Source organism: Staphylococcus sp. HMSC069D12, assembly GCF_001810405.1.
Lineage (GTDB): Bacteria > Bacillota > Bacilli > Staphylococcales > Staphylococcaceae > Staphylococcus > Staphylococcus haemolyticus.
Window position 1 is genome coordinate 153,311 of the sequence record NZ_KV801105.1, and the last position, 17,201, is coordinate 170,511.

13 protein-coding genes and 1 other RNA gene are annotated in these 17,201 nt (G+C 31.7%); 12 read left to right on the top strand and 2 right to left on the bottom strand.

Annotated features, from left to right (window positions below):
- Positions 1 to 72 precede the first annotated feature (72 nt).
- Genes HMPREF2737_RS05555 through HMPREF2737_RS05565 form a run of 3 tightly spaced genes read left to right on the top strand, consistent with a single transcriptional unit; the run spans position 73 to position 1,742 of the window.
- Positions 73 to 759 (top strand): DnaD domain-containing protein, encoded by a 687-nt coding sequence (locus HMPREF2737_RS05555; RefSeq protein WP_037550435.1) that lies wholly within the window; start codon positions 73 to 75, stop codon positions 757 to 759.
- Positions 749 to 1,408 carry an endonuclease III gene (gene nth / locus HMPREF2737_RS05560; protein WP_037550432.1) on the top strand — a complete coding sequence of 220 codons (660 nt, stop codon included), beginning with the start codon at positions 749 to 751 and terminating at the stop codon, positions 1,406 to 1,408. The genes HMPREF2737_RS05555 and nth overlap by 11 nt, the downstream gene beginning before the upstream one ends.
- 4 nt (positions 1,409 to 1,412) lie before the next feature.
- Entirely contained in the window at positions 1,413 to 1,742 is a 330-nt protein-coding gene (locus HMPREF2737_RS05565; RefSeq protein WP_037550426.1) for a YpoC family protein, read from the top strand.
- A gap of 163 nt (positions 1,743 to 1,905) precedes the next feature.
- On the opposite strand, the gene HMPREF2737_RS05570 is transcribed toward HMPREF2737_RS05565, so the two are convergent.
- Positions 1,906 to 4,185 carry a transglycosylase domain-containing protein gene (locus tag HMPREF2737_RS05570; protein ID WP_037550423.1) on the bottom strand — a complete coding sequence of 760 codons (2,280 nt, stop codon included), beginning with the start codon at positions 4,183 to 4,185 and terminating at the stop codon, positions 1,906 to 1,908.
- Complete coding sequence (gene recU, locus HMPREF2737_RS05575) at positions 4,182 to 4,808, bottom strand: Holliday junction resolvase RecU (protein WP_037550420.1); 627 nt, start codon at positions 4,806 to 4,808, stop codon at positions 4,182 to 4,184. Before recU ends, HMPREF2737_RS05570 begins: the two co-directional genes overlap by 4 nt.
- 305 nt (positions 4,809 to 5,113) lie before the next feature.
- Between recU and HMPREF2737_RS05580 the strand changes: the two genes are divergently transcribed.
- The 9 genes from HMPREF2737_RS05580 to HMPREF2737_RS05620 form a co-directional block, all read left to right on the top strand.
- Positions 5,114 to 5,452 carry a DUF1798 family protein gene (locus HMPREF2737_RS05580; protein ID WP_037550417.1) on the top strand — a complete coding sequence of 113 codons (339 nt, stop codon included), beginning with the start codon at positions 5,114 to 5,116 and terminating at the stop codon, positions 5,450 to 5,452.
- A gap of 10 nt (positions 5,453 to 5,462) precedes the next feature.
- On the top strand, positions 5,463 to 6,026 hold the full coding sequence (locus HMPREF2737_RS05585; protein ID WP_037550414.1) for an SLOG family protein: 564 nt from the start codon (positions 5,463 to 5,465) through the stop codon (positions 6,024 to 6,026).
- A gap of 10 nt (positions 6,027 to 6,036) precedes the next feature.
- The gene (gene gpsB / locus HMPREF2737_RS05590; RefSeq protein WP_037550412.1) at positions 6,037 to 6,375 is read left to right on the top strand and encodes a cell division regulator GpsB; all 339 of its coding nucleotides are present in this window, start codon (positions 6,037 to 6,039) and stop codon (positions 6,373 to 6,375) included.
- A gap of 133 nt (positions 6,376 to 6,508) precedes the next feature.
- An RNA gene (rnpB, locus tag HMPREF2737_RS05595) (RNase P RNA component class B) lies at positions 6,509 to 6,892 on the top strand.
- A gap of 113 nt (positions 6,893 to 7,005) precedes the next feature.
- Complete coding sequence (locus HMPREF2737_RS05600) at positions 7,006 to 8,139, top strand: THUMP domain-containing class I SAM-dependent RNA methyltransferase (protein WP_037550409.1); 1,134 nt, start codon at positions 7,006 to 7,008, stop codon at positions 8,137 to 8,139.
- A 165-nt stretch (positions 8,140 to 8,304) separates the two neighbouring features.
- Entirely contained in the window at positions 8,305 to 8,943 is a 639-nt protein-coding gene (locus HMPREF2737_RS05605; protein WP_037537074.1) for an SDR family oxidoreductase, read from the top strand.
- 232 nt (positions 8,944 to 9,175) lie between these two features.
- Complete coding sequence (locus tag HMPREF2737_RS05610) at positions 9,176 to 12,619, top strand: dynamin family protein (RefSeq protein WP_053026653.1); 3,444 nt, start codon at positions 9,176 to 9,178, stop codon at positions 12,617 to 12,619.
- A gap of 16 nt (positions 12,620 to 12,635) precedes the next feature.
- A complete protein-coding gene (locus HMPREF2737_RS05615; RefSeq protein WP_037550404.1) occupies positions 12,636 to 13,514 on the top strand; it encodes a 5'-3' exonuclease in 879 nt (292 codons plus the stop codon).
- Positions 13,515 to 13,897: 383 nt separating this feature from the next.
- Positions 13,898 to 17,201: YSIRK-type signal peptide-containing protein (locus tag HMPREF2737_RS05620; protein ID WP_141745579.1), on the top strand; the 3,304-nt coding region annotated here is incomplete at its 3' end.

The following is a 17,201-nucleotide window of genomic DNA, read 5'->3' on the forward strand; positions in this document are numbered from 1 at the left end:
CATATTAATTTTCTCGTCCAGTCAGCATGTTGACTGGACGCTTTTTCAACTTTAAAGAGGAGGAATATCAATTTGAATAAAATTCAACTCAAAACACGTCCTGTCGTCGTTAGAAGAGAATTATTTGACCATTATAGTGAATTAGGACTGACAGAAAAAGATTTAATTATTTTAATTAAATTGATTTATGCCTCTGAAACAACAAATAAACAACCATCCATCGATGAGTTGAAATTAGGCTCAGATATGGAACCACGTGAAATAACTAGCATCATTCAGCATTTAATTCAAAGGGATTTATTACAACTTCATGTAAAAAAGGACGAAGAAGGTAAATTTACGGAATATATGAATTTAGATGGTTTCTATGAAAAATTAAGCAATATTTTATCTCAAGATCATTCAAAACAACTAACAAATCAATCTCAACAAAATTTTAAAGACCTTTTCCAATATATAGAATCCTTGTTTGCTAGACCTATTTCACCATATGAAATTGAAACACTTAATCAATGGATTGACACAGACAAGCATGACTTTACTTTAATTAGAGCAGCGTTAGATGAAGCATATAGTCATGACAAACTTAGTTTCAAGTACGTAGATCGTATATTGTTAAATTGGAAAAAGAATAATGTCACAACTACTGAAGAATCTAAGAAAATAAGAGAACAATTTAACAAGCCATCTATGACACATACGGTTAATCATATACCAAAATTTGATTGGTTAAATGGGGAGAAGTTAGATGATAAGTAAAAAGAAAGCACTAGAAATGATAGATGTCATAGCTGATATGTTTCCAAATGCTGAATGCGAGCTCAAACATGATAATGCTTTCGAATTAACAATTGCAGTCCTTTTATCAGCTCAATGTACCGATAATTTAGTAAATAAAGTTACACGTACGCTTTTTCAAAAGTATAAAACGCCTCAAGACTACTTGAATGTGGATATCGAAGAACTGCAAAATGATATACGTTCGATTGGCTTATATCGTAACAAAGCGAAAAATATACAAAAGCTTTGTCAGTCACTACTCGAACAATTCAATGGTCAAATTCCTAGTACTCATAAAGAATTAGAAAGTTTAGCTGGAGTCGGTCGTAAAACAGCAAATGTTGTTATGAGTGTAGCTTTCGATGAGCCATCATTAGCAGTTGATACGCATGTTGAACGTGTTTCTAAGCGACTAGGAATTAATAGATGGAAAGATAATGTGACACAAGTAGAGGATAGATTATGTAGTATTATTCCAAAGGAAAGATGGAGTAGAAGTCATCATCAACTTATCTTCTTTGGTCGCTACCATTGTTTAGCTAGAAAGCCTAAGTGTGACATATGTCCCTTACTAAATGATTGTAGAGAAGGGCAAAAACGTATGAAAGGACAATTAAAGGAAGCTTGATTAAATGATTAATAAACAAGAATTTGATGAAATTGAAGAGTTACTTGATGAATACACTAAACAAAGAGCATTAAATTCATCAAACGCTAAGCCAGTAATCGATAAGTACTTTGATTTAATAATTCAATTTTTTAAAGAAATTAATGAAATTAAAACTATTGATTTCAAATTATTAGATCAATACCCAGTAGTTCCAATGAACTTTGAAGAACGCTATCGATATATGTTAGCTAGAAAATATCACTTTATGGGTTATAGTCAAATGAAGACTTTAAAAAATGAGTTAATTAAAATGAATGCGTCATACCAAATTAGAAGAAAGCGACAAAGTTAATACTATAACAGTAATTAGCCAGTAAAATGAGTTATTTAATTCATCTACTGGCTTATATTTATACTCAAATATTTAAGTTTGTATCAATGATTATAAAGAAAGGCAATTTCTATTTGATGTAATAGAAATTGCCTTCTTTTAATTATTTAACATTTCAAAAACACTATGAGGACTTTTTAAAATCGAAAATATTATTTAAATTAAAGATGTTTGAAAGTGTACTTCCGACAGTATTAGTACCTTGTGTTGTTGAATTATTGTTTGTAGTTCCTGAATTAGTATTGCCACTATTATTAGTGTTACTACTATTAGAATTACTTGAGTTATTTGAACTATTTGAGCTATTTGATGAACTTGAGCCACTGCTACCATTTACTTCACGATTAGTCGTGTTGTTATCTGGGTGACCACTTACTGATAAATTATCAGCGCTTGAGCCATTAACTGAATCTGGTTTCTTGAAGTCACCATCATCACTTGAAGTAATATCAGACATAACATCCTCATATAAATATTGTGGATATTCTTGTTCTGAGTGACCTAAGAATGAGTTAACGCCACCTTCTTTAATTTCACTGAAGCCCATCCAGATAGACATTGTGTATTTAGGTGTGAAACCATTTATCCAAACGTCTTTTGCAGCGTTATCAGGTAGGTTATATTGTTGGTTAATTTCAGTACCATAAGTACTTGTACCAGTTTTAGCACCCATAGTAACGCCTGATACGCCATGTCCATAGGCTGAACCATAGGCTTTGAATGTACCTGTAAGCATTTCAGCTAACATATAAGAAGTGTAGTCTTTCATAGCTTTATGACTTGTATGGTCAAACTCAATTGTGTCATCATCAGCTGTTACAACTTTTTGGATAGAATGTGCGTTATTGTAAGTACCGCCGTTAGCAATTGCTGCGAAAGCAGATGCTAATTGAGTAGGTGAGAACTCAGAAGCGCCACCACCAAGTACATCAGAAGGGCCAATGCCACTTTGATAATCTAATCCAACTTTTGATGCGAATTTCTTAGCTGCATTATCCCCAGCTTGTGAATTAACTTGTTGCCAAGTTTTAAGCGCTGGAATGTTGAAACTTTGTCTTAACGCATCATACGCAGTTACAGTACCATGTCCATTTCCATCATAGTTACGGAATGTACCACCATCAATTGAATAGCTTGATTCGTCTTGAATTGCATGATTCGTAGCCCATTGCATGTTTTCAATAGCTGGACCATAAGCTAAGAACGGTTTCAATGATGAACCAGTTAAATGCGCATCAGTTGCAGCGTTATTGTCAACAACGTCCTTGAAGTTACGACCTCCAGAAATTGCAACTAAGCCACCAGTCTTACTATCAAGAATTGTAGAACCAACACGTTGGTCTTCATTTTTATAGTAATTACCGTTGTCTATACGATCTTGTAATGTTTTTTGAACATCTTTGTCCATATTTGTATAAATCTTAATTCCACTTTGAAGAACATCACTCAAGTTTTTATTCTTGAATTCTTTATTGTTCATCAATTCAGATTTAACAAAGTTCACATATGAATCGTATTCTGAATCAGAGTTATCAGTGCCAATTTGACGTTCCTTAGCTGTACGATCTACTAAATTAGCTTTTAAATTAATTTTCTTAGCGGCATTATACTCTTTATCAGAAATTCTGTTGTGATAATGCATTAAGTAGAGTACAGTGTTTTTACGATTTTCCGCTTGTTTAGGGTTGTCGTAAATATTATAAAGGTTAGGCACCTGTGGTAAACCTGCTAAATATGCTTCTTCCGCAAGATTTAAATCTTTCAAATCTTTATTGAAGTAATATTTAGCTGCAGCTTTAACGCCATAAACACCATCTGAATAATAAATTTTATTTAAGTACATTTGGAAGATTTCATCTTTACTGTACTCTTGTTCTAGACGGTAGGATAGGTAAGCTTCTTGTGCTTTACGTCCGATAGATTTCTCTTCACTTAAGAATGCTCGTTTAACTACTTGTTGTGTTAAAGTAGATGCACCTTGTGAACCAAATCCACCAGTCAAGTTTTTACCAATGGCACCAAATAAACGTTTATAGTCAATTGCACCGTGGTCATAGAATCGGTTATCTTCAGTTGCTAACACAGCATTTCTCATATTTTTAGGAACATCTTTTAACTCAACATGTTCTCTTCTTGCGCCGTTATCTAATTTTTTTACTAAATCACCATTTTTGTCGTAAATTTCTGCCGGTTTAGGATCTTGTAATTTAGATTCGGTAAATGCAGGAGCTTTCCATGCATAATACGCAAATAATAAAATGCCTAATAGAACTAAAACGATAAAGGCAATTAATAAAAAGCCAATAATCTTGATAATCGTTCTTTTCACATTCTTATTCTTTTTTGCTTTGGACTTCCCATTTTTACCATTTTTAGGTTGAGAAGATCCTTTATTTTCCGTCATACGCGGTCCTCACTTTCATCTAATATCAACTTATCAACTGCATTGAGGTAATTTAATCTTGGTTGATACTGATAAGGAATATAGTAACTATTTTTTCTTATTTCTTCAACTGTTATTGATTTTTTTATTTCATTTTTATATCTATCCCAATATTTTTGGAATTTGGAAAATGGCAATAAATATACTTCATCAAGTAATTTAAATCTTATAATTAAAAATACAATTCCTTTTTGAAGAAATGTATTTTTCATATGTTCTACTTGATGATCATGAATATTATTCAAAGGAAAAGATGTTTTATTTTTAGTTTCCTTTGCTTCAAAATCAATATAATGACCATTATAAACGCCATTATAATCTGTAGTTGAAGGTGTACGAAAGTAAGCCTCATTTATAACTGCTTTACTTCGCTTGGGATAATGAACATTAACGATTTGAACAGGTGTTGGTTTTTTATGGATAACCGCTTTACCATGTTTTAAATAATAATCATTTGAAAGTTCAATATCCTTTTCAAGAGTCATACCACGGCCACCATATTCTATATTACTAAAACTCGATTTACCATTTCTTCCGACCATAGTCGTATTTCCCTTAAAAGGTTTTCCATTAGGGTAATTCATTTAATTCACCACACAAGTTTGAATTCATATAATAGAGGTTATGTAAAACTTACACTAACTAATACTATTAATAATCATTTATGAAAAATGATTATATGTTCAAACTATGATAGATAATAATAAAAATAGACAAATAAGTATTTAATCTTATCTATGAATTTCATTATTAATCTACTTTATTTTAACGTTAATTAACTAGTAAAACAATATTTCAATGTATTTATCCTGTTTATATAGCTAGCAATTTAAATGACGGTTAGTTTAAATTATGATAAATTAAATTGAATATAAGGGGGGGCGTCTTCATGGATACTATATTGATAAATGATTTAATCAATGAATTACATACAATAGAAGATCGCTATAATATTGTTAAAAATTCCGAGACGAACTTTGATTTTTATGAAGTAGTTTACCCTTATTCGCAAGCGATAGACACTAAGTTAGAAAATCTCATTAAATTAAAACCCCAGATTATTCAATTGAGTTATATGAATGCTAATAAGTTTGATTTACTAATTAAGTCATATAAAGAATTATCAGTAGATTGTCACTTTTATAGAACAAGCAAAAAGCTTTTTAATGAGAAGTTAAAAGCTGTTAACTACGATTTAAATTATATTTATCAAACTATTGAAGGGTGATGTTGAGCATTTGAAAACTGTGTATGTAACAGGGTATAAATCTTTTGAACTAAATATTTTCAAAGATGACGCACCTGAAGTATATTATTTAAAAGCTTTTATCAGACATAAATTATTACAATATATTGATGAGGGGCTTGAGTGGGTACTTATTCAAGGACAACTTGGTATTGAATTATGGACTGCTGAAGTAGTTATTGATTTGCGAGTTGAGTATCCGGATTTAAAATTAGGAATTATAACGCCTTTTTATGGGCATACTTCTAAGTGGAATGAACAGAATCAAATGAAGTATAATAAAATTGCTCAAGAAGCTGATTTTATGGAAAGTGTACATCATACCGAATATGAAGGACCATATCAATTTAAACAAACAGATCAGTTTATGTTAGATCATACAGATATGACTATACTTATATATGATGAAGAGCAAGAAGGAAGCCCAAAATTCTTTAAAAGGATGTTAGTTGATTTTATAAATAAAACAAACTATACTTGTGATATTGTGGCATTTGATGAACTCACTGATTTTATAAATGATATGCAGTGGGAGCAAGTTCAAAGTTTCGAATGAGGTGAAAAAAATGGCAGATGTTTCTTTAAAGCTTTCAGCAAAAGATATCTATGAAAAAGATTTCGAAAAAACTATGGCCCGTGGTTATCGTCGTGAGGAAGTAGATGCTTTTTTAGATGATATCATTACAGATTATCAAAAAATGGCTGATATGAATAATGAAGTTGTAAAATTGTCTGAAGAAAATAACAAATTAAAAAAAGAAGTTGAAGAATTAAGACTAAGAGTGGCAACAACAAGACCTTCTGACAATAAATCGTTTTCTTCAAACAACTCAAGTTCATCAAACAATAATGTTGATATTTTAAAAAGAATTTCAAATCTAGAAAAAGCTGTTTTTGGAAAGTAATCTAACTTAGCTTAATTAATGAATGTTATCAATTGGATATTTTTTGTCTAATAATAAGTATTCAATTAACAACAGATATTCTTTAAAAATATCTGTTATAGTATAAAAAATTATGATATAATCGCAAAAGTGATATTTTGGGTGATCGCTATAGAAATATAGAGGAAAGTCCATGCTCACACAGTCTGAGATGATTGTAGTGTTCGTGCTTGATGAAACAATAAATCAAGGCATTAATTTGACGGCAACGAAATAACCTAAGTCTTATGATATGGTTAAATTAGTTTGAAAGTGCCACAGTGACGTAGCTTTCATAGAAATATGAAGGGTGGAACGCGGTAAACCCCTCGAGTGAGCAATCCAAATTTGGTAGGAGCACTTGTTTAGCGGAATTCAACGTATAAACGAGACATCTTTATTCGGAATATAAAGATTTGTAGACAGATGGTTACCACCGACGTACCAGTACAACTAGTGTACGTTATGAGTACAACGGTACAGAACATGGCTTACAGAAATATCATGAACTAGTTTAGCTCTCCCATTGATTGGAGAGCTTTTTATTTTTTTACTCATACATAATAAATTTTGTTAACATATAAATATATCTATAAAAAAGGAGAAAACGTAATGTTCCAATTATTAGCAGTTTGTCCAATGGGATTAGAAGCTGTTGTAGCCAAAGAAATCCAAGAACTCGGTTATGAAACACAGGTTGAAAATGGACGTATCTTTTTTGAAGGTGATGCTAAAGCTATTGTGCAATGCAATTTATGGTTACGCACAGCTGATCGTATTAAAATTGTTGTAGGCCGTTTCAACGCTACAACATTTGATGAACTTTTTGAAAAAACAAAATCGCTACCTTGGGAAAACATTATTGATAAAGAAGGGCAATTCCCAGTTCAAGGTAGAAGTGTTAAATCAACATTATATAGTGTACCAGACTGTCAAGCTATTACTAAAAAAGCGATTGTTGAACGTTTAAAAAAAGCTTATGATGAAAAAGGCTGGTTAAATGAATGTGGTGCTAAATACCCTGTTGAGGTAGCTATTTTAAAAGATAATGTATTATTGACTATCGATACCTCAGGTTCAGGTTTGAACCGTCGTGGATATCGTATTGCTCAGGGGGAAGCTCCTATTAAAGAAACGTTGGCAGCGAGTCTGGTACGACTTGCCAATTGGAAGGGAGATACGCCTTTTATAGATCCTTTCTGTGGTTCAGGTACTATTGCCATAGAAGCATGTTTAATCGCTCAAAATATTGCACCAGGCTTCAATCGAGATTTTGTTTCTGAAGAATGGAATATTATGCCTCCCAATATTTATGATGATATGCGAGATGATGCTGATCAACAAGCTAATTACGATAAAGACATTCAAGTATTTGCATCAGATATAGATCCTGAAATGGTTGAAATTGCTAAACGTAATGCTAAAGAAGTCGGTTTGGCAGATATAATCCAATTTAGTGTTAAAGATGTGAATACATTAACAATTGATACCGATGAATCAGTAGCTTTAGTTGGAAACCCTCCATATGGTGAACGAATTGGAGATAGGGAAGAAGTCGAAGAAATGTATCGTTATATTGGTAAATTAATGAATCAACATTCACATTTATCAACTTACATCTTGACTAGTAACAAGGAATTTGAATTTTTAGTTAATCGAAAAGCTACTAAAAGAAGAAAATTATTTAACGGCTATATTGAATGTACTTATTATCAATATTGGGGTAAAAAGCCAACTACTATATAATTTTTATTAAATTTGTAAATTTTTCTTAATGTAGCTAATAATATTTAATTAATTTAATCAATTCATTAGCACTCTTATTATTACTGATGTAAAGTGATAGTAAGAGTGTTAAATATAGATACAAATACATAAATTTATATACATCTTAGTTAGGAGAGAAATAATATGCAAACAGTATTAATAATAGGCGCAAATGGTAAGGTCTCTATCGAGGCTACTAAAATATTTTTAGAGGATTCTAATTTTAATGTAGATTTATTTTTAAGAAATGCGCATCGAATTCCTGATTACGCATCAAATCGAGTAACAGTTTATGAAGGCGATGCAAAAAACTCAAAAGATTTAGAGCAAGCACTTGATAAAGTTGATGTTGTATTTGCTAGTCTATCTGGTTCATTAGATATCGAAGCACAAGCTATTGTAGATGCTATGTCTAAAAAAGATGTTAAACGATTAATCTTTGTAGCTGCCCCTGGTATTTACGATGAATTACCAGCTAAATTTAATGAATTTAATAAATCTCAATTTGGGGAGAAATTGACAAAATATCGTAAAGCTGCAGATATTATTGAAGCATCAACATTAGATTATACAATTATTCGTCCAGCATGGCTTACATTTAAAAATGAGACAGATTACGAAGTTACATCGAAGGATACTCAATTTAGAGGAACAGAAGTTTCAAGACGCAGTATTGCAAGTTTAGCTGTACGTATAGCGAAAAACCCAGAATTATATTCTAAAGAAAACATAGGTGTTAATAAACCAAACACTGATGGAGATAAACCAGCTTGGTTCAATTAACTATTCTTTATATTTGTTTCAAACTATTGTTGTGATAAAATTTAATAAATAGGTAGCCAGTCAGAAATAAAAATTAAAGTTTTTACTTTAGTAAGTATAATTTTTGTTGAATAAACTTAAACAGTATATTTAATTTTAAATCTGCCTACCCGATTAAGAATAGCCTGTTACATTAAGTATGTCTCAGGCTGTTACTTTTTTATTTGAATGTTTGAAACAAAGGGGACTTAGCATGGCTAATAATGAACAATTAGATATTTTATATAAATTAAAAAAAGAAGTTGAAAAATCAAAAAATGCAACTTTAATACATACTATTAATCAAGTAATAAAAAAGGTATATTTAAATCAATATACCGCTTCTTTTGTTGGTCACTTTTCAGCGGGGAAATCTACATTAATTAACTTATTATTAGAACAAGATATTCTTCCAAGTTCACCAGTACCTACCACAAGTAATACTGCAATCGTATCAGTTGCAGACAAACAAGAAATTATAGCTAATTTAGAAAATCAACAATATACAAAATTAAAAACATATGACGAAGTCAAAAAAATGAATCGTTTAAATGTAGATGTAGAGTCTGTTGAAATTAATTTTCCTTCTTCAAAATTCAAAAATGGTTTTACGCTTCAAGATACACCTGGGGTAGACTCAAACGTAATTACACATCAGTCTACAACTGAACAATTCATGTATACAAGCAACATTTTGTTCTATACAGTAGATTACAATCATGTACAATCTGCATTAAATTTTCAATTTATTAAAAGAATGAATGATGTAGGTATACCAGTCATTTTTATCATTAATCAAATCGATAAACATAATGAAGATGAAATTACTTTTGAAACTTTCAAACAAAGAGTCAATAAATCAATAGAAGATTGGGATATTAAACTTACAGATATTTTCTATGTAACAAAATTCGATCATCCCGAAAATGAACTTTCACGTCTTTCTCAATATTTAATACAGAATGATAATTATAGAGAACCTATTGAGAATTATGTAAATCGTACAGTTAAGTTTATTACAGAGGCTCAATTAGGATATATTCAAAATGAACTACAAGATATTCTAGAACAGCTTAATATAAATGAAGATGAATTTGAACAAGCCTATGCTAAATTTCAACAAAATCAAGCCGTTAGTGAAGAAGCTCGACTCTTAAATAATCCTGATCAATTATTAAGTTTTTTAAAACAAAAGCGAAAAGATATATTAGATAATGCATACATTATGACACATGACATGCGTGAAGATATTAGACATTATCTTGAAAGTATGAGTGATGATTTTAAAGTTGGCGGCTTTTTAAACAAAAAGAAGAAAAAGCAAGAGGAACAAGAAGCACGCTTACAGAATGTTGTTTCTAAACTTCAAGACAAAGTTAATCAACAAATTCGACAACCCTTACGAGAGGACATGTCATTTTTAACGCGTTTTATTAATAACTCTGAAGTTAATCATGATGTATTAAATCAACATTACGAAATAGATTCAAGTTTAATTTCCAATTTATATCAACCTCAAACGAGTATAAGTAATACTTATGTACTTACTTTTAGTGATGAAGTGCTTAAAGCTATTACTAATTTTGTAGAAAAACAATCCAATCCGTTATTTAATCAAGCGATTAATCATACACAAGCGCAAGGTTTAACTGAAGAAACTAATGATGATCTACAGATATATGAGCATTATATTGAATTACAAAATTTAAAAGAATCTCTAACAACTAAAAATTATCAACATTATTATATCCATATGGATGACTCTTTAGATAAATTAATAGGAAGAACTGAAGCAAACTATATTTTAGAAAACAATGATCAAGTTTTAGAAAAAGATGAGAGCGCGTCTGATGAAAATTTAAATGAGCGTAATACTAAAAAGGTTAACATTCAAGAAGCATTAAACATTATTGAACCTGTACCATTATTTGATAGAACAAAAAATGATATTAAAGATACATTAGAACGATTAGAAAATAAACTTGTCAAAATTGGTGTATTTGGTACATTCAGTGCAGGAAAAAGTAGTTTAATTAATGCCTTATTAGGTGGGCAATACTTAGTAAGTTCACCAAATCCTACAACTGCAGCTACGACTGAATTATCTTACGGTGAGGATAGTCAAATCACACTTAAAACTGAAGAACAACTATTAAATGAACTTAATCAACTCATTGAATACCATAATGTTTCTTTCGAATCACTCGAAGCATTTGTCCAATCTGATGTACCACAATTAAAAAACAAATTAGAAAAGAACCAACTTGCTTTTGTAAGTGCAGTTCACAAACATTTTTCTATGTATAAAGATATGTTGGATGAAGGTGTGAAACATACGATTTCTCAAGAGGAAATAAAAAAATGGAGTGCTGAAGATGAGTTTGCTACTTTTGTTAAAACCGTGCACATCAATTTACCATTAGAATGGTTGAAAGGAAAAATAATCGTTGATTCACTAGGCTTACATTCAAACAATCAACGTCATACAAACGAAACTGAACAAATTTTAACCTCATCCGATTTAATTTTATATGTGAGTTATTTTAATCATTCATTTACAGATAATGATAAAAACTTCATCGAACATATGAAAGAGATGAATCAACTTAATGAAAATCAAGCATTCAAAATGGTTATCAACGCTGTAGACCTTGCAGAAAACAGTGATGATTTAGCTGCGGTAAAACATTACGTTAAAGATGCTTTAACTCAAGTAAACTTGAAGTCAGATATCTTTGGTGTTTCAAGTAGACAAGCATTGAGAGGGAACGATGAAGGTATTAATCAGCTACGTCATAGCATTGACCAATTTGTAGAAGTTGATTCAAATATAATTTTAGAGCAACAAATGGTTAAACAACTTGAGCAAATCAATATTTCTTTCGAAGAGATGATTCATGATTATAAAACTAACCAATCTCATATTGAACAACGTCAGCAACAATTGAAGAAATATCAAAATGAACAAAGGTTACCAAATCAATTGCTATTTACTACAGAACAACGTACTAATAATGAAGTTGAAGATCAGATTTATCATTTAAATGGCAGATTAAAATTACAATTATTGGATGATGTTAAAAGTATATTTAATAGTCAGATGACTCAAAATAGTGATTTTAATGATGAAAAGAAAATTTCTTCTAAAGCATTTTTAGATCAAATACATCAACGACTATATTTAGAACAAAGTTTATTAGTTGAACGAATCAAGAAATATTATAACCGTCAACTTAGCGAACAAGTCGCACCGACAATCCAAAAATTAAATCAATTGCATGTATTTATTAATTCAGATTTTTCAATTATGCCTAATTTTACCGAAAAGGCATTCTTGCGTGTTGATTTAAATGACATGATTAATGCTTTACCTAAACAATTAACGAAACGTCGAATTTTGAATCCAAATACTCAACGAGAGTTACAAGAACAAATCAGTTCAAATACGTTAGAGTTATTACAAAATCAAATTAGTGAATTTAGACAGGCATTGATTCAGTATGTTGCTTGGATGAATAAAGAAGCTGAAGAGAAATTTGCGCAAATTGAGGATGCAATTCAAGATCAAATCGATGAATTATTATCATTTAATTTAGACAATACATTAATCGAGCAATTACGTATTGCGAATCAAAAATTAAACGCACTATTAAAATAGAAGGAAGGCACAAAATATGAAAAATCGTGTCCTATTAGTAGATGGAATGGCTTTATTATTTAGACATTTCTATGCTACAAGTTTACACAATCAATTTATGTATAATTCAAAAGGTATACCAACTAACGGAATTCAAGGTTTCGTTAGACATATCTTCACAGCAATAAATGAAATCAATCCTAGTCATGTAGCTGTATGTTGGGATATGGGACAATCCACTTTTAGAAATGATATGTATACTGACTATAAGCAAAATCGTCCGGCACCACCAGAAGAGCTTATTCCACAGTTTGACTATGTCAAAGAAATTTCAGACCAATTTGGATTTATAAATGTTGGAATGACTAATTATGAAGCTGATGATGTGATAGGAACTTTGGCAAAAACATTTTCTGATAATAACGAGGTCCACATCATCACTGGAGATAAAGACTTATTACAATGCATTAATAATAATGTAGAAGTTTGGTTAATAAAGAAAGGATTTAATATTTATAATCGTTATACTTTAACTCGTTTTAATGAAGAATATCAGTTAAATCCACAACAATTAATTGATATTAAAGCGTTTATGGGTGATTCTGCAGACGGATATCCTGGTGTTAAAGGTATAGGTGAAAAAACAGCTCTTAAATTGATTCAATCCTATGGAAGTGTTGAGAACGTATTATCCAATATTGAACAATTGACTCCTGGACAACGTAAGAAAATTGAAGCAGATAAGTATAATTTAACTTTGTCAAAAAAGTTAGCCAAAATATTTACTGATGTGCCACTAAATAGCATGGAAATTTATAGAGATATGGCTTATGCACATTCACTTAACCACATACTTTCAATTTGCAACGAACATGAACTTTATGTTTCTGGAAAATATATATCAACAAAATTATAATTTAGTACAAAGACTCAAGACCTATAATGTGTTTTGAGTCTCTTTTTCGACTAATTTATAACGTTTCTCAATATTTATTTTTTATTTTATTAAAATAAAATCTATTTCACACTCAATTAAATTAATGATACAATTAAATAGAACAACTATTGAATTGTTCATTTCATAATGATAATTGAAATTAACACCCGAGAGGAGTTGTGAAACTTTTGTCGAGCAATTTTTTATGTTCTAATGACTGAAAAAATTAAGACAATAAATATGGTAACTTAATTATCAATCCATTTGATATTGAGCTATGTGTTATCGGAATTACTTTTTCAAAACTACTCATAACATCAACATCAAGAATATACAACATAGAATAGGAGAGAAGCACATCAATGAATCATCGAGATAAACTGCAAAAGTTCAGTATTCGAAAGTATGCAGTGGGAACTTTCTCAACATTAATCGCTACGTTAGTATTTTTAGGAATGCATACTGATCAAGCCCATGCGAATGAATATACCAACACGACAGTTGAAAAAGCACAGCAAAATACTGAACCACAATCATCCCGAGACAATAATAGTAATCCAAATGATGCAATAACAATTCAAAATGATCAAACTCCTGATCAAGCTGCAGAAATCAATAAGCAATCAAAAGAAAATGACAAGATAACTACAGAAAAAAATGCAATAGAAACTCAAACAAGCGAAAAAGAAATTACTAATTCGACATCAACATCTATTAAAGAAAAGATGGAAGAAAGATCGCCAGTCACTAAAGATGAAAAAACAGATAAACAAATTGATGATAAGCTAGACACACCTAAAGAATCTAAGTCGGATAACAAACAGAAAATTGATGACAAAAACATTTCTAAACTGACTAATCTTACTCAAGAAATTCAAAGTAAATTATTAGAAGTTGAAACTATAGAACCTTCAAATCCTCATATTGAAGAAGCGAAAAAATTAATTGTAGAAAGTAGTCGTTTCACTCAATCTAGTAATGTTTCGCAACAATCACTTCTAGAATTAGTTACAAGATTAGAGCGAACGCGTAATTCATTAGCAAATGTGATTACTCGTTCTCATTCAGGTAAACGCGATCCAAGAAACGGTCAACAAATTGAAAAGGGTACTAATTTTAGATTTACAACTTTAAATGGTCGTTGGAATGCCGGTAGAAACGTCATTGTGTACCAACGTAACTATGCCTCATTACCTGATGGTAGGGCGTTAGGTACTGGTCAACAAGTTAATGGTGTGGAAAATATTACATCTAGAAAGACCGTAATGCGTGCTTATTATAAACGTGATGGAAATTCAAAATACTTAGTTTATGATGTTTTCTTCAACAATGATGGATTTAATTTCATTCCACGTGGTTCTCAACATCGTCTAGGTATGACATTGCTATTACCATATAAAGTAATGAAATTAAATTCAGATGGCTCATTTTCGAGTGATTCAGTTAGAAATCTATCTTATACTGCTTATGAAAGAAGAAGTGGTAGTAACAGTCTATTGAGTGAGTCACCGAACGATTTTATCATCGATCCAGATAACAGTACTCAAATAATTGATATGCTAAATAGCAATCAACATGACTTTGGTCACACAACATTTTATCTCAGTTATGGTGTTCGTCCTGGCAGAAGTTATAATTCTGATGCGAACGAATATTTCCACTCAAATAGAAATAATCCTGATTTGAGAAAAGCAGTCGAAGACCAAAGAGGCATTTACAGTGGTTGGAACTATGGAATTGGTATTCAAGTAGATCCCAACCATCCAGAAGGTGCAAATCGCGCTTATCACATGCATCTTGAAGTTAAATTAAGAGATAATGTGACGAATGCAGAATTGGAAAACGCTTGGTCATATGCCAACACAGCAGCAATGGGTGGTACAAGTAAATCTGCCTATACCGTTTTATCAGGTCGTTTATTACCTGAAGATAGTGCATTAACTTCTATCGAAAATCAGCCGCCATTAAAACCAACTATTAACTCTAATTTAGTAGGTAAAGCAACAACAACTTCTGTCATCGACGTTTCTACTGATCCGAATACTAAAGTAGAAATTTTCGATAAAAATGGCAATAAAATTGGTACAGGTACTACAGGTTCTAATGGACATGCTTTCATTACGCCAACTCGTCCTATACCTGAAGGTAATGTCACTGCAAAAGCTTATAATCAAAGTGATGAATCAAAAGTTTCAACATCCAATCCTAAATTTGCAACTGACACGATTCCACCTACAACACCAGTCATTAACACTCGATTAGTATATAAAGCTGGTACATTAACACCGATTGATGTTTCTACTGATCCAAATACACATGTTGCATTAATTGATAAAAATGGACGTATTTTTGGAGCGGGTACAACGGATTCTAGTGGTCATGTGATTATTACGCCAGATCGAGTTATTCCTGAGGGAAATGTGACTGCGAAAGCTACAGATAATGCTTTACATCCGAATAGTTCTGTTTCGATTCCTGTTCAAGCGACAACACTTATACCTGTAATGAAACCAGTCATTAACACAGATGTTGCAGGTAAAGCTTTCTCTACACCAGTTATCGACATTACATCTACACCAAATACGCGAGTAGAACTATTAGATAAAAATAATAATGTCATCGGTCGTGGAATTACTGGTTCTAATGGACATGTGAATATCACTCCAGATCATTATCTTTTCGAAGGTAATATCACTGCGAAAGCATATGATCAAACTGATGCAACTAATAATGCAACATCTGATCCAAGACACGTTACTGACACAACACCACCTAGAAAACCAGTAATTAATACTAATTTAGTAAATAAAGTAGGTACGAGAACACCAATTGATGTTTCTACAGATGTTATGGCTAGAGTGGAAATTTTTGATGAAAATGGAAAAAGTTATGGTTTAGTTCTTACTGGAATGGACGGCCACGGTATTGTTACGCCAACAGCACCACTACCTTTAGGTAAAATCTACGCACGCGCTACGGATGGTGCAGAGACACCAAACTCAATAGATTCTGATCACGTATCAGTAACAGATACTATTCCACCAACAATTCCAACTGTCGATACAGATTTAACTGGTAAAGCAACAACTTTAACACCGATTACTGTTACTACTGATCCAAATACACGAGTGGATTTAACTGATAAAAATGGGCACATTATAGGTACAGGTACGACTGACGGAAATGGTCATATAATAATCACTCCTACAACACCTATTGTAGAAGGTAATGTGATTGCCAAAGCGTATGACCCTGCTAACAACGTTTCAACGTCTGCACCTAGAAAAGCGACGGATACTACACCTCCAACTAAACCTAGAGTTTCAACACCACTAGGTGGAAAGGCGACAACTTTAACACCAATTGAAGTTATTACGGACCCTAATACGAATGTTCAATTATTAGACAAGGATAACAATGTTATTGGTTCTGGGACTACGGGAGCTAATGGACATGTTACTATAACGCCAACTCGTCCTATTCCAGAAGGTAATGTGATTGCCAAAGCAACGGATAACGCGGAACATCCTAATAGCTCTATATCTGATCCAGTCAAAGCAACGGATTCGACGCCTCCAACTAAACCTAGAGTTTCAACACCACTAGGTGGAAAGGCGACTACTAAAACACCGATTACGGTGACAACGGATCCAAATACTCATGTTG

Bases quoted from the DNA above. Each gene is read 5' to 3' on its own strand.
- nth (WP_037550432.1), top strand. From the start codon at position 749: ATGATAAGTAAAAAGAAAGCACTAGAAATGATAGATGTCATAGCTGAT.
- recU (WP_037550420.1), bottom strand. From the start codon at position 4,808: ATGAATTACCCTAATGGAAAACCTTTTAAGGGAAATACGACTATGGTC.
- gpsB (WP_037550412.1), top strand. From the start codon at position 6,037: ATGGCAGATGTTTCTTTAAAGCTTTCAGCAAAAGATATCTATGAAAAA.
- HMPREF2737_RS05600 (WP_037550409.1), top strand. From the start codon at position 7,006: ATGTTCCAATTATTAGCAGTTTGTCCAATGGGATTAGAAGCTGTTGTA.
- HMPREF2737_RS05605 (WP_037537074.1), top strand. From the start codon at position 8,305: ATGCAAACAGTATTAATAATAGGCGCAAATGGTAAGGTCTCTATCGAG.
- HMPREF2737_RS05615 (WP_037550404.1), top strand. From the start codon at position 12,636: ATGAAAAATCGTGTCCTATTAGTAGATGGAATGGCTTTATTATTTAGA.
- HMPREF2737_RS05565 (WP_037550426.1), top strand. From the start codon at position 1,413: ATGATTAATAAACAAGAATTTGATGAAATTGAAGAGTTACTTGATGAA.
- HMPREF2737_RS05570 (WP_037550423.1), bottom strand. From the start codon at position 4,185: ATGACGGAAAATAAAGGATCTTCTCAACCTAAAAATGGTAAAAATGGG.
- HMPREF2737_RS05610 (WP_053026653.1), top strand. From the start codon at position 9,176: ATGGCTAATAATGAACAATTAGATATTTTATATAAATTAAAAAAAGAA.
- HMPREF2737_RS05580 (WP_037550417.1), top strand. From the start codon at position 5,114: ATGGATACTATATTGATAAATGATTTAATCAATGAATTACATACAATA.